The sequence below is a fragment of the Streptomyces sp. NRRL F-4489 genome (genome assembly GCF_001509485.1).
Taxonomy (GTDB): domain Bacteria; phylum Actinomycetota; class Actinomycetes; order Streptomycetales; family Streptomycetaceae; genus Streptomyces.
This window is the reverse complement of the sequence record NZ_LLZI01000016.1, coordinates 1-18,309: the sequence shown is the minus strand read 5'-3', so window position 1 is coordinate 18,309 and position 18,309 is coordinate 1. Positions and strand designations below refer to the sequence as shown.

The window sequence follows — 18,309 nt, the reverse complement described above, 5'->3', positions numbered from 1 at the left end:
GCCCCTAACTCCCGCCCCCTCAGCCCCCGCACCCGCACGACCGCCGCACCACCAGCCGCGACGGGAACTGCCGCAGCCGCTCGCGCCGCGACCCGACCACCCGCAGCCCGTCGTCCAGGACGAGGTCCACCGCGGCCCGGGCCATCGCCTGCCGGTCCGAGGCCACCGTCGTCAGCGGCGGATCGGTCAGCCCGGCCTCCTTGACGTCGTCGAAGCCGGCCACCGCCAGCTCCCCGGGCACGTCGATGCGCAGTTCGCGGGCGGCCCGCAGCACGCCGATCGCCTGGTCGTCGGTGGCGCACATGATGGCCGGCGGGCGATCGGGCCCGGCCAGCACCCGCAGCGCGACCTCGTAGGCGTCGTAGCGGTTGTACGGGGCCTCGAAGTAGCGGCCCTCCGGGGAGCGCCCGGACTCCAGCATGGCCCGCCGCCAGCCCTCGACGTGGTCGGTGACCGGGTCGCCGGACTTCGGGGTCTCCTCCGTACCGCCGAGGAAGGCGACGTAGGGGTGGCCGTGCTCCAGGAGGTGCCGGGTCGCCAGCTGCGCGCCCCAGATGTCGTCGGTCATCACCGCGACGTCGTCGATGGCGTCCGGCCGCCGGTGCAGCAGCACCACCCGGGCGTCCCACGCCTCGATCTCGGCGGCGGCGTGCTCGCTGGGGCCCTGGCTGATCAGGATCAGCCCGGCCACCCGCATCCCGAGGAAGGCGCGGAGGTAGTGCACCTCGCGCTCGTCGAGATAGTTGGCGTTGCCGACCAGGACCATCTTGCCGCGCTCGGCGGCGGCCTGTTCGACGGCGTGCGCCATCTCCGCGAAGAACGGCTGCCGGGTGTCCGGCACGATCAGACCTATGAGGTCGGTGCGGCGGGACGCCATCGCCTGCGCGACCCGGTCGGGGCGGTAGCCGAGCTCCTTGATGGCGGCGAGTACCCGCTCGCGCGTGGCCGGGGCGACCGGCCTCGGTCCGTTGTTGATGACGTAACTGACAACGGCGGTGGATGTCCCCGCCAGTTTTGCTACGTCATCCCGCGTCACCTTGGCCACGCGCGGCAGTCTACGCGGGTGGTCCTACCTCCGGGCAGGCGCTGTGGAGGCCGAATCGGCGCCCGACGTGGACGAACGCGCGGGGGCCCGCCCGCCGCTCCGCTCGCCCCGCTCGCCGTCCTTCGCCTCCGCCGCGCCGTCGTCCTTCGCCTGGGCCTCGGCCGCGGCCCGCTCCACCTTCTCCGGGACGACGAAGCGGTAGCCGACATTCCGGACGGTGCCGATCAGCGACTCGTGCTCGGGGCCGAGCTTGGCCCGCAGCCGCCGCACGTGCACGTCGACCGTGCGGGTCCCGCCGAAGTAGTCGTAGCCCCACACCTCCTGGAGCAGCTGGGCGCGGGTGAAGACCCGGCCCGGGTGCTGCGCCAGATACTTCAGCAGCTCGAACTCCTTGAAGGTCAGGTCCAGGACCCGGCCCTTGAGCTTGGCGCTGTAGGTGGCCTCGTCCACGGAGAGGTCGCCGGTGCGGATCTCGGTGGGGCCGTTGTCGGTGGTGATCTGCTGGCGGCCCATCGCCAGCCGCAGCCGGGCCTCGACCTCGGCCGGTCCGGCGGTGTCCAGCAGGACGTCGTCGATGCCCCAGTCGGCGGTGACGGCGGCCAGTCCGCCCTCGGTCACCACCAGCACCAGCGGGCACCCCGGCCCCGTGGACCGCAGCAGCTGGCACAGTGACCGTACGTGCGGGAGGTCGCGGCGGCCGTCGATCAGTATGACGTCGGCCCCCGGGGTGTCGATCAGGGCCGGTCCCTCGGCGGGGGCGACCCGGACGCTGTGCAGCAGCAGGCCGAGCGCCGGGAGCACCTCCGTCGATGGCTGGAGGGCGTTGGTCAGGAGCAGGAGCGAACTCACTTCCGACCACCTACCCCGTTTCCGGCGAGCTTCATCCTGTAAGGCTCGCTGTCCTGCACGCTTCGCTTGCCCATGACGTCTGGTTCCTCCTCGGTCCCTGCGACGGGGGCACCCCCCGGTGCTGCCGGGGGTGTCTGCGGCACTGCTTCGTACGGGTGCTTGCCGGGCGCACGCGGTGCGTGCGGGAAAGCACAAAAGGACCCGGGGGCGACGCTGCCCGGATCCTTCCTGCCCAGCAGAATAGCTCACCTGACGTGCGGACCCGAGGCCGATTGGGCACGTTCCCGTGTTCCGTCGATCACGTCGCGTGGTCGCCGCGGGGGCCCGGGGAGGGCTCGAAGGGCCCGTCGCCAGGTGGCCCGCGGCCCCGTAATTACGGGCCGGGGAGCCCTTCGCGCGCCCCGGGCGGCCGGTGGTCGGAGCCGCCGGACGGCGCCCCGCCGGCCCGGCTCCGGCGGCTCCCCCGAATGGCCCGAAACCCACCGTCGCAGGCCGGGCACCGGCCCGGCCCCGCGCTACTCCGCCTCCGCGACCGCCTCGGCGAACTGGGCCGCGTACAGCCGGGCGTACGCGCCCCCGGCCGCCAGCAGCGCGTCGTGGCCGCCCTGCTCCACGATCGCGCCGTTCTCCATGACCAGGATCACGTCGGCGTCCCGGATGGTGGACAGGCGGTGGGCGATCACGAAGCTGGTCCGGCCCGCCCGGAGCTGGGCCATGGCGTGCTGGATGAGGACCTCGGTGCGGGTGTCGACCGAGCTGGTGGCCTCGTCCAGGACCAGGATCGCCGGCTCCGCCAGGAACGCCCGGGCGATGGTGATCAGCTGCTTCTCACCGGCCGAGACATTGCCGCCCTCCTCGTCGATGACGGTGTCGTAGCCGTCGGGGAGGGTGCGGACGAAGCGGTCGACGTGGGTGGCGCGGGCCGCCTCGACGACCTTCTCGCGGGTGGTGCCCTCGGGGGCGCCGTACGCGATGTTGTCGGCGATGGTGCCGCCGAACAGCCAGGTGTCCTGGAGGACCATGCCGATGTGGCCGCGCAGCTCCTCGCGGGACATCGCGGCGATGTCCACGCCGTCGAGGGTGATCCGGCCGCCGCGCACCTCGTAGAAGCGCATGAGGAGGTTGACGAGGGTGGTCTTGCCGGCGCCGGTCGGGCCGACGATGGCGACGGTCTGGCCGGGGCGGACGGCCAGCGAGAGGCCGTCGATGAGCGGCTTGTCCGCGTCGTAGCGGAACGAGACGTCCTCGAAGGCGACCCGGCCAGTGACCCGCTCCGGGCGGACCGCGGGCTCCGGGTCCGGGTCCTGCTCGGCGGCGTCGAGGAGTTCGAAGACCCGCTCGGCGGAGGCCACGCCGGACTGGACGAGGTTGGCCATCGAGGCGACCTGGGTCAGCGGCTGGCTGAACTGGCGGCTGTACTGGACGAACGCCTGCACATCGCCGATGGACAGCGCCCCGGACGCCACCCGCAGCCCGCCGACGACGGCCACCAGCACGTAGTTGAGGTTGCCGATGAACATCATCGCGGGCTGGATGGTGCCGGAGATGAACTGCGCCCGGAAACCGGCCTCGTACAGCGCCTCGTTCTGCTCGCGGAACAGCTCGGCGGACTCCTTCTGGCGGCCGAAGACCTTCACCAGGGAGTGGCCGGTGTACATCTCCTCGATGTGCGCGTTGAGCTTGCCGGTGGTCTTCCACTGGCGGACGAACTGCGGCTGGGCGCGCTTGCCGACCCGGGTGGCGACCAGCACCGTCACCGGGACGGTGAGCAGCGCGACCAGCGCCAGCAGCGGCGAGATCCAGAACATCATCGCCAGCACGCCCACGATGGTCAGCAGCGAGGCGATGATCTGGCTCAGGGTCTGCTGGAGGGTCTGCTGGATGTTGTCGATGTCGTTGGTGGCGCGGGAGAGGACCTCGCCGCGCTGCTGCTTGTCGAAGTAGCTCAGCGGCAGCCGGGCCAGCTTCTCCTCGACCTGCTCGCGCAGCCGGTAGACGGTGCGCTGGACGACGCGGGTGGCGATCCGGGCCTGGAGGAAGCCGAAGACGGCGGAGACCGCGTAGATCAGCGCGACCCACAGCAGGACCGTGCCGACCGCGCCGAAGTCGATGCCGTGGCCGGGGACGACCGGCATGGTGCCGAGCATGTCGGCGAGCCCGCCCTGGCCGTGCGCCCGCAGCTGGGCGACCGCCTCGGCCTTGGTCAGGCCCTCGGGCAGCCGGCGGCCGATGATGCCGGCCATGATCAGGTCGGTGGCCCGGCCCAGCACCTTCGGGCCGGCGACGGTCAGCGCGACACTGGCCACGCCCAGCACCAGCGTGAGCGCGAGGAAGGCGCGCTCGGGCCGCATCTGGGCCAGCAGCCGCTTGCCGGAGCCCCGGAAGTCCATGGACTTCTCGACCGGGCCGCCCATCATGCGGGCCATCGGGCCGCCGCCGGCCGGGCCGCGCCGGGGCGCCGAGGCCGGGGCCGGTGCGGAGTCCGGGGCCTCGGTGGCCGTACCGGCCGTACCGGTCCCGCCGGTCTGCCCGGTGGGCTCGGCGGCCGGTTCCGGGGAGCCGCCCCCCGCCGTCTGCTCGTCCGCGGTGGTCACGCCGCCTCCTGCTCGGTGAGCTGGGAGAGCACGATCTCCCGGTACGTCTCGTTGCCGGCCATCAGCTCGGTGTGGGTGCCGGTGCCCACGATGCGGCCCTCGTCCAGGACCACGATCCGGTCGGCGCCGCGGATCGTGGCGACCCGCTGGGCGACGATCACGACCGTGGCCCGGCCGGTCTCGCGGGCCAGCGCGGCGCGCAGGGCCGCGTCGGTGGCGTAGTCCAGGGCCGAGAAGGAGTCGTCGAAGAGGTAGATCTCCGGTTTGCGGACCAGCGCCCGGGCGATCGCCAGCCGCTGCCGCTGCCCGCCGGAGACGTTGGAGCCGCCCTGCGCGATCGGCGCGTCCAGGCCGCCGTCCATCCGCTCGACGAACTCCCTGGCCTGCGCGGTCTCCAGCGCGTGCCACAGGTCCTCGTCGGTGGCGTCCGGATTGCCGTAGCGCAGATTGCTGGCGACCGTCCCGGAGAAGAGGTACGGCTTCTGCGGCACCAGGCCGACCACCGACGCCAGCGTCTCCGGGTCGATGGCGCGCACGTCCGCGCCGTTGACCAGGACCGTGCCGGCGGTGGCGTCGACGAGCCGCGGCACCAGCCCCAGCAGGGTGGACTTGCCGGAGCCGGTGGAGCCGATGACGGCGGTGGTCTCCCCGGGGCGGGCGGTCAGCGTGATGTCCTTCAGGACCGGCTGCTCGGCGCCCGGGAAGCGGAACTCCACGCCCCGCAGCTCCAGTTCGCCGTGGCGGCGCAGCTCGGTCACCGGCTCGGCGGGCGGGACGACGCTGGAATCGGTGGCCAGCACCTCCTGGATGCGCTCGGCGCACACCTCGGCGCGCGGCAGCATCATCACCATGAACGTCGCCATCATGATCGACATCAGGATGTACATGAGGTAGCTGAGGAACGCCGTCAGCGCCCCGATCTCCATCCGCTGCGCGTCGATGCGCAGTCCGCCGAACCACACCACGGCCACGCTGGAGAGGTTCACGATCAGCATGACCAGCGGGAACATCGTGGACATCAGCCGGCCGGCGCGCATCGAGACGTCGTACAGATCGGTGTTGGCCGCGGCGAAGCGGGTGCGTTCGTGCCGGTCGCGGACGAAGGCGCGGATCACGCGGATACCGGCGATCTGCTCGCGCAGTACGCGGTTGACGGTGTCGATCCTGTCCTGCACGCCGCGGAAGACCGGCCGCATCCGGCGGACGATGATCGAGACGAGGATCCCGAGGACCGGGACGATGACCAGGAGGAGCGCCGAGAGCGGCACGTCCTGGTTGAGCGCCATGGCGATCCCGCCGACGCACATGATCGGCGCGGAGACCATCATCGTGAACGTCATCAGGACCAGCATCTGGACCTGCTGGACGTCGTTGGTGGTCCGGGTGATCAGCGAGGGCGCGCCGAACGCGCCCAGTTCGCGGGCGGAGAAGGACTGCACCCGGTCGAAGACCGCGGCCCGGATGTCCCGGCCGAGCGCCATGGACGTACGGGCGCCGAAGTAGACCGCGCCGATCGCGCAGACGATCTGCGCCAGCGTGACCGCGATCATCAGGCCGCCGACCCGCAGGATGTAGCCGGTGTCCCCCTTGACGACACCGTTGTCGATGATGTCGGCGTTGAGGGTGGGGAGGTAGAGCGTCGCCAGGGTCTGGATCAGCTGGAGGGCGGTGATGAGGAATATGGAGCGCCGGTAGGGCCGCAGATGCCCGCGCGCGAGTCGGACCAACACAGCCGCGAGCCTATGCGAGCGTTTGCCCGCGGCAACCGAATTTCTCCGGACTGCGCGGGAAACGGTCCGGACCGCCGCACGTCTTCACCGCGCCTTGCCCGGAACGGCTCCCCTTCCCGCGTACGCCATCATGGAGGCGGCAAGAGCCCCCGACCCGAAGAGGCCGCCGTGACAACAACTGGGACCGTGCGCTACTGGGCCGCGGCCAAGGCCGCCGCCGGCACGGCGGAGGAGCCGTACGCGGCGGCGACGCTCGCCGAGGCGCTGGACGCGGCGCGCGCCGCGCACGCCGCCGACCCCGAGTTCGCCCGCGTCCTGCTGCGCTGCTCCTTCCTGGTGGACGGCGTGCAGGTCGGCTCCCGCGACCACGCGGAGGTGCCGCTGAGCCAGGGCGGCACGATCGAGGTCCTGCCGCCGTTCGCCGGAGGATGAGCAGAGGGTCATGAGCGACAACCAGCCGCACCCCCACCAGAGCCCGTACGACCCGTACGGCACCTACGCCCCGCGGGACCCGGGTGCCCCGCACCAGGGGTACGCCCCGCAGCCCGCCCCCGGGACCGCGTACGGGCAGCAGCCCTACGGGGCGTACGGCGCGTACGACCCGTACGCCACCGACCCGTACGCCCAGCAGCAGCCGCAGCCGCACCAGCCGCAGCCCGCCGCCTACGACCCGTACGCGCAGCAGCACCAGCCGCAGCCGGCCGCCGCGCACGCGCACGCCGCCACCGCCGCGCCGGAGCCGGTGCCCGCCGGCCACCCGGCCCCCGGGCCCGCGCCCGCCCCCGCGCCGGACCCGGCCCCGGCCGCCCCCGCCGCGCCCCTGAAGCCCAACCAGATCGCCCGCGCCGAGGGCCGCTCGCCGATCATCCCGCCCGGGATCCAGCCGGCCGCGGTGACCGCGCTGCTGGCGCTGCTGCTGGCGCTGGCCGCGCCGGTCGCCCGCCCGGTGCTGGCCGTCCCGGTGGTGCTGCTCCAGGCGGTCACCGCGGCCGGCTGGTTCCGGCTGAACGGCATGTGGCCGGCCCGGCAGGGCATCGCGCTGGCGTTCCTGGGCGGCGTGGCCACCGACGCCGGGCTGCTCGCCACCCCGCACGAGGACGCGCCGCTGGTCGCCATCGGCACGCTCGGCGTGTGGTGCCTGCTGGTCCTCGTCCTCCAGCTGCGCAACCGCAGCAGCGCCGACGAGCGGATGTACGCGCTCACCGCGGGCCTGACCTCGTCCGCGCTGGCGGTGCTGGCATCCGGCCAGCTGGCCGCCGAGCCGGACGCGGTGGTGGCCGGCGCCGCCGCGGTGGGCCTGGCGGTCCTCTTCCGCGCGCTGCCGCTGCCCGGGCCGGTCACCCTCGTCCTGGGCCTGCTCGCGGGCGCCGGCGGCGGTCTGGCGGCGGCCCAGCTGACCGGTATGGGCACCACCGCGGGCGCGCTGCTGGGCCTGGCCGCCGGCGGCTGCGCGCTGATCGGCCTGCGGGTGGCCAGCTACGACTACCCGTCGAAGTTCGTGCACATGACGGCGGGCGTGGCCCTGCCGCTGGCCCTGGCGGCCCCCGCGGTCTACGTGCTGGGCCGGGCGTTGGGGTAGCCCCCGGCCCGCCAGGGGCTACCGCGCGCGGCGGCGGCCGTACGGAGCGCACCATCCGGTGCCCGGTACGGCCGCCGTTGCCGTCGGTCCGGCCGGGTCGTCTAGGGTTCCCGGAGCGCGCGGGCTGGGGGCCCGCGCCCGTACTGGCCCGGACGGACCGGCCGGGAGCCGTTCCCGGCCGCCAAAAGTGGGGGTTGTGGTTCGATGCGCGCACTGAAGGTGCTGCTGGTGCTCGTCGTGATATTCGGCGGGCTGTTCGTGGCGGCCGACCGCCTCGCGGTCAACTTCGCGGAGGACAAGGCCGCGGAGAAGCTCCGCTCCCTGGGCGGTGTGACCTCCAGCCCAACGGTGTCCATCAAGGGCTTCCCGTTCCTGACCCAGGTCGCCGGGCGGAACCTCGACGAGGTGGACGCCGACCTCGACCATGTCGCGGCCCGCTCCGAGGGCCGCACGCTGACCCTCAAGCACCTCTCGGCGCAGTTCCACGACGTCGCGCTGACCAGCGACTACACCTCGATCGAGAGCGCCGCGTCGGCCACCGCCACGGCCGAGATCTCGTACGCGGACATGACCAACGCGGCCGGCGGCGGCGTCAAGATCTCCTACGGCGGCGAGAAGGACGGCCGCCCCCAGGTGAAGATCTCGCCGAACATCCCGCTGCTCAGCTCGTTCGACGTCACCGGCTCGATCAGCGTGCACGGCAACACCGTCCAGGTGCGGGCCGACAGCCTCCCGGAGATGTGCCGGGTACTCCCCGGCTGCGAGCGCAAGGTGCGGGCGCAGACCGACCACGGCTGGAAGCTGGACCAGCTGCCCGGCAATCTCAAGCTGGAGAAGGTCACCACCACCGCGCAGGGCATCACCGTCACCGCGTCCGGCAGCAACGTCAAGATCACCGGCTGACCCCCGGCCCGGCCCGGCGGCGGGCCGCCCCACCGGACCGCCGCCCGTCCACCTACTGAGACACCCAGGTCCGTACGCCAGACCCCCACCTGCGGCGGGCCCCCGCCGGGCGGTGCGGGCCCGCCCGCCCGGCGCTCTCGTCCCGCATCGCGGACAATCTCATCTCGCCATATGACACACCGGTGACACGCCGCGCTCTCCGTCCCTACGATCGGTGCCATGCAGAGCGCATGGAGCGGTCTCCTTCCACGGGGACGGGCGGTACTGACGAAGCGGCGGGCAGTCGACCTGTGCCGCGTCGCCGCCATGCTCTGTCGCCCTGTCTGACGGGCTGACGGGCCGTATCGCCACCCCGTCGCCGTTCCCGGCCCGGCCCGCCGCCGGTGCCCCCCACGAGTTCCCCGTACAGCGCCGCGCGCCTCTTTGGTCGCGCCGCGCCCGCTGGTGTACCCGTGTCACCCCTCAGACCTGCCCCCGCAACTGCCCCGGAGGAGAGAAGAATGAGCCGTAGCGACGTCCTGGTAGACGCCGACTGGGTCGAGGCCCACCTGGACGACCCGAAGGTCGTCATCGTCGAGGTCGACGAGGACACCTCGGCCTACGACAAGAACCACATCAAGAACGCGGTCCGGATCGACTGGAAGCAGGACCTCCAGGACCCGGTCCGCCGCGACTTCGTGGACCAGGAGGGCTTCGAGAAGCTGCTCTCCGCGAAGGGCATCGCCAACGACGACACCGTCGTCCTCTACGGCGGCAACAACAACTGGTTCGCGGCCTACGCCTACTGGTACTTCAAGCTCTACGGCCACGACAGCGTCAAGCTGCTCGACGGCGGCCGCAAGAAGTGGGAGCTGGACTCCCGCGACCTGGTCGACGGCTCCGAGGTCCCGCAGCGCCCGGCCACCCAGTACAAGGCCAAGGCCCAGGACACCTCGATCCGCGCCTTCCGCGACGACGTGGTCGCCGCGATCGGCGCCAAGAACCTCGTCGACGTCCGCTCGCCCGACGAGTTCAGCGGCAAGCTGCTGGCCCCCGCGCACCTCCCGCAGGAGCAGTCGCAGCGCCCCGGCCACGTGCCCAGCGCCCGCAACATCCCGTGGTCGAAGAACGCCAACGACGACGGCACCTTCAAGTCGGACGAGGAGCTGACCGCCCTCTACGAGCAGGAGTCGGTGGACCTGTCGAAGGACACCATCGCCTACTGCCGGATCGGCGAGCGCTCCGCGCTGACGTGGTTCGTGCTGCACGAGCTGCTCGGCCAGTCGAACGTCAAGAACTACGACGGTTCGTGGACCGAGTACGGCTCGCTGGTCGGCGTTCCGATCGAGCTCGGCGCCGCGAAGTAATCCCGACCAGACCTCCTACCCCTCAAGGACGTACCCCTATGTGTGGAGCACAGGCCGGCGGCCCGGACGCCTCGACCATCAAGCCCGGTGAGACCACGATCCAGGGCAGCGTGACCCGCGACGGCGAGCCCGTCACCGGTTACGTCCGCCTGCTGGACAGCACCGGCGAGTTCACCGCCGAGGTCCCGACCTCCGCGACCGGACAGTTCCGCTTCTACGCGGCCGAGGGCACCTGGACCGTGCGCGCCCTCGTCCCGGGCGCCACCGCGGACCGCACCGTCGTGGCCCGGAAGGGCGGACTGGCGGAGGTCGCCATCGCCGTCTGACGGCACGCTCACGGCGGGCCCGCGACCCGGGCCCGTACGGCCGGAGGGCCGCACCCCAGAGGTTTGGACGCCTTGGCTGTGGGGTGCGGCCCTTTGCCGCCGCCGCGGCGCGGCGGGCCCCGCACGGCCCTCCGCGCCGCCCTTCTTTCCGGCGCGCGGCGGTCTTACCGTGGAGGTATGGACGGGCCCGCGCACCGCCGGCTCACCCCGCCGCAGCGCCGCCGGCGCCGGTACTTCGCCCTGATGGGCGGGTGCCTGGCGCTGTTCGTGCTGGCCTGGAGCGTGGTGCGGCTGTGGTCGGTGCCGGCCGCGGTGGCGATGTGCGTGGTGGCGATGGTCATCCCGCCGTTCGCCGCGATGATCGGCAACCGCCGGGAGCCCGGCGAGCGCTGGTGGGACGAGTCCGGGGACCCGGAGTCGGACCGCTGGTGGCGCGAGCTGGACGACCGCGACGACGAGGAGCGCCGCCGGGGCTGAAGCGCCGCCGGCGGCCCGTAGCGCCTCTGGCCCGCCCGCTCAGTAGACCAGCGCCTGCACCCCGTCCGGCATGATCTCGCTGACGAAGAGCTGCGAACCGGCGATGCCCGCGCCCTCGATGAGGTCCTTCTCCTCGATCCCGCGCCGGGCCGCGCACTGGGTGCAGACCGTGATCGCCCCGCCGCCCGCGCGGATGCCCTCGATCAGCTCCGGCAGGGGCGCCGCGTGCGGCAGCTCGAACTCCGCCGCCTTGCCGGGCAGCGCGAACCACACCGATTCCCCGGTCAGCCACAGCGACACCTCGACGCCGCTGGCCACCGCCACCGCCGCCACCGTGAACGCCTGCGAGCACCGCTCGGGCGCGTCCGCGCCCGCCGTCACCTTGATCACCAGCTTCTTGGCCATGGGCCCAGCCTAGGCGCGGCGGGCGCCAGGAGGTGCGTACGGCCGCGGTGGACCTCACAGCGCCGCCGCCGCGGGCGCCGACTAGACTCGCAGGCGGTCCGTAACTCCTCACCTCCGCCCAAGGAGCGCGCTCGTGCTTGAGGCATTCTTCACCACCCTGCTGGTTCTGGTCGCCGTCGGCGTGATCGCGTTCGCCGGGCTGACCTGGAAGAAGCTGTACCAGGGCCAGCGCTGACCGCCCACCCCCGCCCTTGGGAGCGCCGCGCGCGCCCCTGCCGAAACCCGACAGATCGCCTGAGCTCATGATCGAGATCCCGTCCGACCTGAACCCGTCGCTGGTGCCGCTCGCCTTCCTCCTCGGCCGCTGGGAGGGCGCGGGCGTCTTCGACTTCCCCGGCGCCGACAAGTGCAACTTCGGCCAGGAAGTCGTCTTCAGCCACGACGGCCGCGACTTCCTCGAATACACCTCCCGCTCCTGGGTGCTCGACAGCGAGGGCAAGCAGGTCCGCCCGCTGGAGACCGAGTCCGGCTTCTGGCGGATCGACGCGGACCGCAAGGTCGAGGTCGTGATGACCCGCGACCAGGGCGTCGTGGAGATCTGGTACGGCGAGCTGGCCGACAAGAAGCCCCAGATCGACCTGGCCACCGACGCCATCGCGCGCACCGCGGCGGCCGGCCCGTACAGCGGCGGCAAGCGGCTCTACGGCTACGTCAAGGGCGACCTGATGTGGGTCGGCGAGCGCTCCACCCCCGAGGTGGCGCTGCGCCCGTACATGTCCGCGCACCTGAAGAAGGTCGCCGACCTCAAGGAGTGGGCCGAGAGCCTGCCCGACGACATGCCCGACGGCGTCTCCTTCTTCCGCCCCGACGGCACGCCGTACGAGGGCTGACCGCCCGCCGGGCCCGCGCGGCCCGGCCGGTGCCCGTCCGGCCGATGCCGCCGGGCACCACCGCACAACCGCACACGACGCGCCCCGCGGGGGAAGTCCGGTGAGAGTCCGGCGCTGACCCGCAACGGTAAGCGGAACGGCCCCGCCCGGGGCCGCGCTCCGCGAGCCCGATCGCCCGCGGCGGCGCCGGATCCTCACCAACTCGCCGTGGACTGCGAGGGGACGCCGCCGATCGCCCGGCTCCGGGCCGCCGCTCCTTTCCGTACGCACGCGGCCCGAGCCGAAGGCTGACCACCTTGGCGCGCACCGCCGCCCCCACCACCCCCGACCTCCGCGCCGGCCCGCCGGCCGCCCGTACGGGCCCGCCGGCCGGAGCGCTCGCCGCCGCCCTCGCCGCCGTGCTGCTCGTCTCGCTGCTGTGCGGGACCGCGCTCGGCGCCGCCGGCATCGGCTGGCCGCAGGTGCTGCGCCACCTCGGCGCCGGGCTGACCGGCGGCACCATCCGGCCGGACGAGACCGCCGCGTACACCATCGTGTGGGAGCTGCGGTTCCCGCGCGCGGTGCTGGCCGCGGTGGTCGGCGCCGGGCTGTCGGCGATCGGTGTCGCGGTGCAGGCGCTGGTCCGCAACGCGCTCGCCGACCCGTTCGTGCTGGGCATCTCCTCCGGCGCGGCGGTCGGCGCCAACGCCGTCCTCCTCTTCGGCGCGCTCGCGGCGCTGGGCGTGTGGGCGCTGTCGGTGTCCGCGTTCGCCTCGGCGCTGGCGGCGATGGCCCTGGTCTACGCCGCCGCCCGCACCGCGCACGGCCTGACCCCGATGCGGCTGGTGCTCACCGGCACCGCGCTGTACTACGGCTTCTCCGCGGTCACCACCCTGATGGTGTTCACCGCCGACCGCGGCGAGGCGGCCCGTTCGGCGATGATGTGGCTGCTCGGCAGCCTCAGCGGCGCCGGCTGGGGCTCCGTACCGATCGCCGCGCTGGCGGTCGCCGGGGCCCTGGTCCACCTGTGGTGCTCGGCCGGCCGGCTGAACGCGCTGGCGATGGGCGACGAGACCGCCGCCGCGCTCGGGGTGGACCCCGGGCGGCTGCGCCGCGAGCTGTTCGTGGTGGCCGCGGCGGCGACCGGCGCGGTGGTCGCGGTCAGCGGCGCGATCGGCTTCGTCGGGCTGATGGTGCCGCACGCCACCCGGATGCTGGTCGGCGCCGACCACCGCCGGGTGCTGGCCGTCGCCCCGCTGCTCGGCGCGGTCCTGCTGGTCTGGGTCGATCTGCTGTCCCGGGTGCTGCTGGCGCCCGTCGAACTCCCCGTCGGGGTGATCACCGCGGTGATCGGCGTGCCCTGCTTCGTGCTGCTGATGCGGCGGCGCGGCTACACCTTCGGAGGCGGTGCCTGATGCGGCTGGAGATCACCGGGGTGTCGGTGGAGGTCGCCGGGCGGCGCCTGGTCCACGACGTCACCCTCACCGCGGGCAGCGGGCGCCTCATCGGCCTCGTCGGCCCCAACGGCAGCGGCAAGTCGACGCTGCTGCGCTGCGTCTACCGGGCGCTGCGGCCGGCCGCCGGCGCGGTCCGCCTGGACGGCACCGATCTGCACGCGCTGACCGCCCGCGAGGCGGCCCGCCGGCTGGCCGCGCTGCCCCAGGAGGGCGGTACCGACTTCGACTTCACCGCCGCCGAGGTCGTCGCGATGGGCCGGCTGCCCCACCAGCGCGGCTCCGGCGCGCCCAGCGCCGCCGACCGGGAGATCTGCGCCCGCGCCCTGGAGCGGGTCGGCGCGGACCACTTGGCGCACCGCGGTTTCCTCGGCCTGTCCGGCGGCGAGAAGCAGCGCGTCCTGATCGCCCGCGCGCTCGCCCAGGAACCGCGCGTACTGGTCCTGGACGAACCCACCAACCACCTCGACATCGCCCAGCAGTTGGAGGTCCTGGCCCTCGTCCGGGACAGCCGCCTGACGGTGCTGGCCGCACTGCACGACCTCAACCTCGCCGCCGTGCACTGCGATGAGCTGTACGTCCTGGCCGGCGGGCGGATCGCCGCGTCCGGCCCGCCGCACGACGTCCTGACGCCAAAGCTGCTGGCCGAGGTCTTCGGCGTCCGCGCGCACCGCGTACCGCATCCCGAAACGGGCGCCGTCCAGCTGCTGTTCGACCGCCTGACCGAGAACGCGAGGACTTCCGTATGAGAACCGCTACCGTTGTCGTCGTCCGTAGCCGCCGCGTCCGTCGCCGTCGTATCGGGGCCCGTACGCGCCGTCCCGCCGCTCTGCTCGCCGTGCTGGCGCTCGGGCTGTCGCTCACCGGATGCGGCGCCCGGGTGGCGGAGGAGCCCGCCCGCCCCGGCGCCGCCGGCGGCGACCGCCCCGTCACCGTCACCAACTGCGGCGTGCCGACCACCTATCCGCGCACCCCGCGCCGGGTCGTCACCAACGACGTCGGCATCACCGAGATCATGTTCGCGCTGGGCCTGGAGGACCGGATGGCCGGTTACGTCATGCCCGACGACAAGGGCGATCTGAGCAAGGTCCCCTGGAAGGCCGCGTACGGCAAGGTCCGCTGGCTGTCGAAGAAGACCCTCACCAAGGAGATCGCCCTGGACGCCAAGGCCGATCTGGTCTTCGCCGGCTGGAACTACGGCTTCGGCGAGGGCAGCGGTCTGACCCCCGCCGCGCTGAAGAAGCTCGGCATCGACTCGTACGTCCTCACCGAGTCCTGCCACCACGCGGCCGGCGGCGGCGCCCGCGGTGTGATGCCGCCGCTGGAGGCGCTCTACACCGACCTGGCCGCGCTCGGGAAGCTCTTCGGCGTCGAGGACCGCGCGCAGGCCCTGATCCGCTCGTACCGCCAGCAGATCGCCGAGGCCGCCGCGAAGGCCCCGGCCCACCGGCCCACCGTCTTCCTCTACGACGACGGCCGGGACAAGCCGCTGACCGCCGGCCGCTACGCCGGGCCGCACGACATCATCACCAAGGCCGGCGGCGAGAACGTGATGGCGGACCTGGCGGACTCCTGGACCACCGTCGGCTGGGAGACCGTCGTCGCCCGCGACCCCGACGTCATCGTGATCAACAACTACGGCGAGACCTCGGCGGACCAGAAAAAGGCGTTCCTGGAGTCCTACGCCCCCCTGGCCAACGTCTCCGCGATCAAAAACCACCGCATTTACGTCATGGACTACGCCGAACTGGTCGAAAGCCCGCGCAACGCGGCCGCGGTCACCGACCTGGCCCGCTATCTGCGGAACGTACGCGCCGAATGAGCCGCGCGGCGTGCGCGCCACCTGCCGCCGTGGCGCGTGCGGGCCGCCGGGCGCCGCGGAGCGTGCGGGCCGCCGGACCGGCCTCCTACACTGGCCGTGTGGTGACCACCGACTGGCAGAGCGACCTCCGCAGGCGCGGCTACCGCCTGACCCCGCAGCGGCAACTGGTCCTGGAGGCCGTCGACAGACTGGAGCACGCCACTCCGGACGACATCCTCACCGAGGTCCGCAAGACCGCCGGCGGGGTCAACATCTCCACCGTCTACCGCACGCTGGAGCTGCTGGAGGAGCTGGGGCTGGTCAGCCACGCCCACCTCGGGCACGGCGCGCCCACGTACCACCTCGCCGACCGCCACCACCACATCCACCTGGTGTGCCGGGACTGCACCGACGTCATCGAGGCGGACCTGTCGGTCGCCGAGCCGTTCACCGCGACGCTGCGCGAGCGGTTCGGCTTCGACACCGACCTGAAGCACTTCGCGATCTTCGGCCGGTGCGCGGGGTGCAGCGGGCGGGCGGCGGAGGACGGCGGTGCCGGGGGCGGCCGGGCCGCGTCTGCCGAGGGCGGCGGGGCCGGGCGGGGTGCTCATGGTGCTCACGGGGGCGGGGCCGGCCGGGGCGCTCATGGTGCTCACGGCGGCGGGACCGCCCCGGGGAACGAGGGGACCGCCCCGGCGGACGGGTAGTACCCCCGCCCCTGGCCGTAGGCTGGGGCCATGCTGCGACATTCATCCGCCAGCCCCCTGCTGTCGCTGCCCGGCGCCGTCCCCGCCGAGGCCCCCGACGAAGGCGTCGCCGCGCACTACGGCGATCTGTTCCGGGAGCAACGCGCGCTCGCCGACGGCTCCGGCTTCGTGGACCTCTCGCACCGCGGTGTGGTCACCGTCAGCGGCCCCGACCGGCTGAGCTGGCTGCATCTGCTGCTGACCCAGCACGTCAGCGAACTCCCGCCCGGTCAGGCCACCGAGGCGCTGATCCTCTCCGCGCACGGCCACGTCGAGCACGCCGTCCAGCTCGTGGACGACGGCGGGACGACGTGGATGCACACCGAGCCCGGCACGCAGGAGGCGCTGATCGCCTACCTGGAGAGCATGAAGTTCTTCTACCGGGTCGAGGTCGCCGACCGCACCGGCGAGTTCGCCGTGGTCCACCTCCCGGCCGGCTCGATCACCGAGGCCCCGGAGGGCACCGTCGTCCGGGAGACCCCGCACGGCCGCGACCTCTTCCTGCCCCGCGCCGGGCTGGAGCCGTTCGCCGCGGCCCACGGGCCCGCGATCGGCATCCTGGCCCTGGAGGCGCTGCGCGTCGAGGCGCACCGGCCCCGTCTGGGCCTGGAGACCGACCACCGCACCATCCCGCACGAGGTCGGCTGGATCGGCGTCGCGGTCCACCTCCAGAAGGGCTGCTACCGCGGGCAGGAGACCGTCGCCCGGGTCCAGAACCTCGGCAAGCCGCCGCGCCGCCTGGTCTTCCTGCACCTGGACGGCAGCGACGTCCACCTCCCGCCGCACGGCACCCCGATCCGCCTGGCCGCCGACGGCCCCGAGGGCCGCCAGCTCGGCTTCCTCACCACCTCCGCCCGCCACCACGAACTCGGCCCCATCGCCCTCGCCCTCATCAAGCGCAACGTCCCCACGGACGCCCAGCTGCTCGCAGGCACGACGGCGGCGGCCCAGGAGGTGGTGGTGGAGCCGTAGGGGGCGTACGGGGGGGAACGAGTGCCTGTCGGGGCGGGGCGGGGCGGAATACCTTTCGCTCCTGATGCGTTGGGGCCCCGCAGGGGGCACTTCGGTCCCTTACGGGATCTGTTCGGCTGACCCCTACGGGCCCCGTTCGCCCGCCCGCGGGGTGCGCCTCGGGTGGTTCCGTGCCCGCGGAATACGTTGCGTACGCGCTGCGTTGAGGCCCCGCAAGGGGGCCTTCGGACCCTTACGGGATCCGTTCGGCTGCCCCCTACGGTGCCCGTTCTCCGCGCGAGGGGTACGCCTCGCGCCGGTTCGGGTCTCGCGGAATACGTTGCGGTTGCGCGGCGTTGGGCCCCGCAAGGGGGGCTTCGGGCCCCTACGGGATCCGTTCGGATCCCCCCTACGGCCCCCGTTCGCCCCGCCCCGCCCCTCTGCCCCCGGCTCCTCAGACCTCCAACAGCACCGTGAACGGGCCGTCGTTGGTGAGGGAGAGTTTCATGTCGGCGCCGAAGCGGCCGGTTTCGACGTGGGCGCCGAGGGCGCGGAGTTGGGTGACCACCTCGTCGACGAGGGGTTCGGCGACGGGGCCGGGGGCGGCGGCGTTCCAGGTGGGGCGGCGGCCCTTGCGGGCGTCACCGTAGAGAGTGAACTGGCTGATCACCAGGAGCGGCGCCCCGGTGTCCGAGCAGGACTTCTCGCCCTGGAGGATCCGCACCGACCACAGCTTCCGGGCGAGCTGCGCGGCCTTGGCCGGGGTGTCGTCGTGGGTGACGCCGACCAGCGCGCACAGCCCTTCCCCGACGATCTCGCCGACCGTCTCGCCCGCCACCTCGACGCGGGCGCCGTTCACTCTCTGCACCACAGCTCGCATACCCGCCATCATGCCGGGCCGCCCCGGCGCTCCGGAGCCGGTACCCCCACAAGGGCCGTTCGAGTGCCATGTCCCTGCACACGGAGCGTGCGGAGTGGCACGATGCGTGCACGCGGTGCGTTTCACGGACACCATGCCCTGGATGCGGCACCGGACGAGGGGACGGAACGATACATGACCACACTCGGCGCCGGCCGGACACCCGGCCCCGTGCCAACCGCCCGAACGGAACCGGCGGGCAGCCCGTCGCCGGCCCGCCCCACCCCGGCGTCCGGGCGCACCAGACCCCCCGCCCCGGAGACCGCGCTCACCCAGGACACCCCGCTCGCCCCGGAGACCGCGCTCACCCAGGAC

At 73.3% G+C, this 18,309-nt stretch carries 18 protein-coding genes, 1 pseudogene and 1 riboswitch; of the genes and pseudogenes, 13 read left to right on the top strand and 6 right to left on the bottom strand.

Annotated elements, in window-relative coordinates:
* Nucleotides 1-19 precede the first annotated feature (19 nt).
* The 4 genes from ADL22_RS03340 to ADL22_RS03325 form a co-directional block, all read right to left on the bottom strand.
* The gene (locus ADL22_RS03340; RefSeq protein ID WP_066973636.1) at nt 20-1,045 is read right to left on the bottom strand and encodes a LacI family DNA-binding transcriptional regulator; all 1,026 of its coding nucleotides are present in this window, start codon (nt 1,043-1,045) and stop codon (nt 20-22) included.
* 24 nt (nt 1,046-1,069) lie between these two features.
* On the bottom strand, nt 1,070-1,894 hold the full coding sequence (locus ADL22_RS03335; protein ID WP_066973634.1) for a response regulator transcription factor: 825 nt from the start codon (nt 1,892-1,894) through the stop codon (nt 1,070-1,072).
* Nucleotides 1,895-2,409: 515 nt separating this feature from the next.
* A complete protein-coding gene (locus tag ADL22_RS03330) occupies nt 2,410-4,311 on the bottom strand; it encodes an ABC transporter ATP-binding protein (RefSeq protein ID WP_066973645.1) in 1,902 nt (633 codons plus the stop codon).
* 173 nt (nt 4,312-4,484) lie between these two features.
* Entirely contained in the window at nt 4,485-6,218 is a 1,734-nt protein-coding gene (locus tag ADL22_RS03325; protein WP_066973632.1) for an ABC transporter ATP-binding protein, read from the bottom strand.
* A gap of 186 nt (nt 6,219-6,404) precedes the next feature.
* On the opposite strand from ADL22_RS03325, the gene ADL22_RS03320 reads away from it, so the two are divergent.
* From ADL22_RS03320 to ADL22_RS03295, 7 genes are all read left to right on the top strand, one after another.
* Nucleotides 6,405-6,650, top strand: coding sequence for a MoaD/ThiS family protein (locus tag ADL22_RS03320; RefSeq protein WP_066973629.1), 246 nt, complete (start codon nt 6,405-6,407; stop codon nt 6,648-6,650).
* 10 nt (nt 6,651-6,660) lie between these two features.
* Nucleotides 6,661-7,797, top strand: a complete 1,137-nt coding sequence (locus ADL22_RS03315; protein ID WP_066973627.1) for a hypothetical protein — start codon at nt 6,661-6,663, stop codon at nt 7,795-7,797.
* A gap of 204 nt (nt 7,798-8,001) precedes the next feature.
* Nucleotides 8,002-8,700, top strand: coding sequence for a DUF2993 domain-containing protein (locus tag ADL22_RS03310; protein WP_066973625.1), 699 nt, complete (start codon nt 8,002-8,004; stop codon nt 8,698-8,700).
* A 219-nt stretch (nt 8,701-8,919) separates the two neighbouring features.
* Nucleotides 8,920-9,027: a putative leader peptide gene (locus ADL22_RS36950; protein WP_420711531.1), complete on the top strand. Its 108-nt coding sequence runs from the start codon at nt 8,920-8,922 to the stop codon at nt 9,025-9,027.
* 173 nt (nt 9,028-9,200) lie between these two features.
* Nucleotides 9,201-10,046 carry a sulfurtransferase gene (locus tag ADL22_RS03305; protein ID WP_066973624.1) on the top strand — a complete coding sequence of 282 codons (846 nt, stop codon included), beginning with the start codon at nt 9,201-9,203 and terminating at the stop codon, nt 10,044-10,046.
* 38 nt (nt 10,047-10,084) lie between these two features.
* Complete coding sequence (locus ADL22_RS03300) at nt 10,085-10,372, top strand: DUF1416 domain-containing protein (protein WP_066973622.1); 288 nt, start codon at nt 10,085-10,087, stop codon at nt 10,370-10,372.
* A gap of 177 nt (nt 10,373-10,549) precedes the next feature.
* The gene (locus ADL22_RS03295) at nt 10,550-10,849 is read left to right on the top strand and encodes a DUF3099 domain-containing protein (RefSeq protein WP_079063809.1); all 300 of its coding nucleotides are present in this window, start codon (nt 10,550-10,552) and stop codon (nt 10,847-10,849) included.
* A 39-nt stretch (nt 10,850-10,888) separates the two neighbouring features.
* Here the strand turns inward: ADL22_RS03295 and ADL22_RS03290 are convergent, their stop codons facing one another.
* Complete coding sequence (locus ADL22_RS03290; protein ID WP_066973620.1) at nt 10,889-11,254, bottom strand: DsrE family protein; 366 nt, start codon at nt 11,252-11,254, stop codon at nt 10,889-10,891.
* Nucleotides 11,255-11,556: 302 nt separating this feature from the next.
* On the opposite strand from ADL22_RS03290, the gene ADL22_RS03285 reads away from it, so the two are divergent.
* From ADL22_RS03285 to ADL22_RS03260, 6 genes and pseudogenes are all read left to right on the top strand, one after another.
* Nucleotides 11,557-12,144 carry an FABP family protein gene (locus tag ADL22_RS03285; protein ID WP_066973617.1) on the top strand — a complete coding sequence of 196 codons (588 nt, stop codon included), beginning with the start codon at nt 11,557-11,559 and terminating at the stop codon, nt 12,142-12,144.
* Nucleotides 12,145-12,233: 89 nt separating this feature from the next.
* Nucleotides 12,234-12,321: riboswitch (cobalamin riboswitch) on the top strand.
* A 110-nt stretch (nt 12,322-12,431) separates the two neighbouring features.
* A complete protein-coding gene (locus ADL22_RS03280; RefSeq protein WP_420711532.1) occupies nt 12,432-13,538 on the top strand; it encodes a FecCD family ABC transporter permease in 1,107 nt (368 codons plus the stop codon).
* Nucleotides 13,538-14,326, top strand: coding sequence for an ABC transporter ATP-binding protein (locus tag ADL22_RS03275; protein WP_066973613.1), 789 nt, complete (start codon nt 13,538-13,540; stop codon nt 14,324-14,326). The genes ADL22_RS03280 and ADL22_RS03275 overlap by 1 nt, the downstream gene beginning before the upstream one ends.
* Nucleotides 14,323-15,399, top strand: a complete 1,077-nt coding sequence (locus tag ADL22_RS03270; protein WP_079063808.1) for an ABC transporter substrate-binding protein — start codon at nt 14,323-14,325, stop codon at nt 15,397-15,399. Before ADL22_RS03275 ends, ADL22_RS03270 begins: the two co-directional genes overlap by 4 nt.
* Before the next feature lie 98 nt (nt 15,400-15,497).
* Nucleotides 15,498-15,947 (top strand): annotated as a pseudogene (locus tag ADL22_RS03265) (Fur family transcriptional regulator); the annotation flags it as partial.
* A 168-nt stretch (nt 15,948-16,115) separates the two neighbouring features.
* The gene (locus ADL22_RS03260) at nt 16,116-17,096 is read left to right on the top strand and encodes a YgfZ/GcvT domain-containing protein (protein WP_066973611.1); all 981 of its coding nucleotides are present in this window, start codon (nt 16,116-16,118) and stop codon (nt 17,094-17,096) included.
* Nucleotides 17,097-17,529: 433 nt separating this feature from the next.
* On the opposite strand, the gene dtd is transcribed toward ADL22_RS03260, so the two are convergent.
* Complete coding sequence (gene dtd, locus ADL22_RS03255; RefSeq protein ID WP_066973638.1) at nt 17,530-17,955, bottom strand: D-aminoacyl-tRNA deacylase; 426 nt, start codon at nt 17,953-17,955, stop codon at nt 17,530-17,532.
* Between the last annotated feature and the right edge of the window lie 354 nt (nt 17,956-18,309).

Bases quoted from the DNA above. Each gene is read 5' to 3' on its own strand.
- ADL22_RS03310 (WP_066973625.1), top strand. From the start codon at position 8,002: ATGCGCGCACTGAAGGTGCTGCTGGTGCTCGTCGTGATATTCGGCGGG.
- ADL22_RS03290 (WP_066973620.1), bottom strand. From the start codon at position 11,254: ATGGCCAAGAAGCTGGTGATCAAGGTGACGGCGGGCGCGGACGCGCCC.
- ADL22_RS03330 (WP_066973645.1), bottom strand. From the start codon at position 4,311: ATGATGGGCGGCCCGGTCGAGAAGTCCATGGACTTCCGGGGCTCCGGC.
- ADL22_RS03270 (WP_079063808.1), top strand. From the start codon at position 14,323: ATGAGAACCGCTACCGTTGTCGTCGTCCGTAGCCGCCGCGTCCGTCGC.
- dtd (WP_066973638.1), bottom strand. From the start codon at position 17,955: ATGCGAGCTGTGGTGCAGAGAGTGAACGGCGCCCGCGTCGAGGTGGCG.
- ADL22_RS03285 (WP_066973617.1), top strand. From the start codon at position 11,557: ATGATCGAGATCCCGTCCGACCTGAACCCGTCGCTGGTGCCGCTCGCC.
- ADL22_RS03275 (WP_066973613.1), top strand. From the start codon at position 13,538: ATGCGGCTGGAGATCACCGGGGTGTCGGTGGAGGTCGCCGGGCGGCGC.
- ADL22_RS03300 (WP_066973622.1), top strand. From the start codon at position 10,085: ATGTGTGGAGCACAGGCCGGCGGCCCGGACGCCTCGACCATCAAGCCC.
- ADL22_RS03305 (WP_066973624.1), top strand. From the start codon at position 9,201: ATGAGCCGTAGCGACGTCCTGGTAGACGCCGACTGGGTCGAGGCCCAC.
- ADL22_RS03315 (WP_066973627.1), top strand. From the start codon at position 6,661: ATGAGCGACAACCAGCCGCACCCCCACCAGAGCCCGTACGACCCGTAC.
- ADL22_RS36950 (WP_420711531.1), top strand. From the start codon at position 8,920: ATGCAGAGCGCATGGAGCGGTCTCCTTCCACGGGGACGGGCGGTACTG.
- ADL22_RS03295 (WP_079063809.1), top strand. From the start codon at position 10,550: ATGGACGGGCCCGCGCACCGCCGGCTCACCCCGCCGCAGCGCCGCCGG.
- ADL22_RS03260 (WP_066973611.1), top strand. From the start codon at position 16,116: ATGCTGCGACATTCATCCGCCAGCCCCCTGCTGTCGCTGCCCGGCGCC.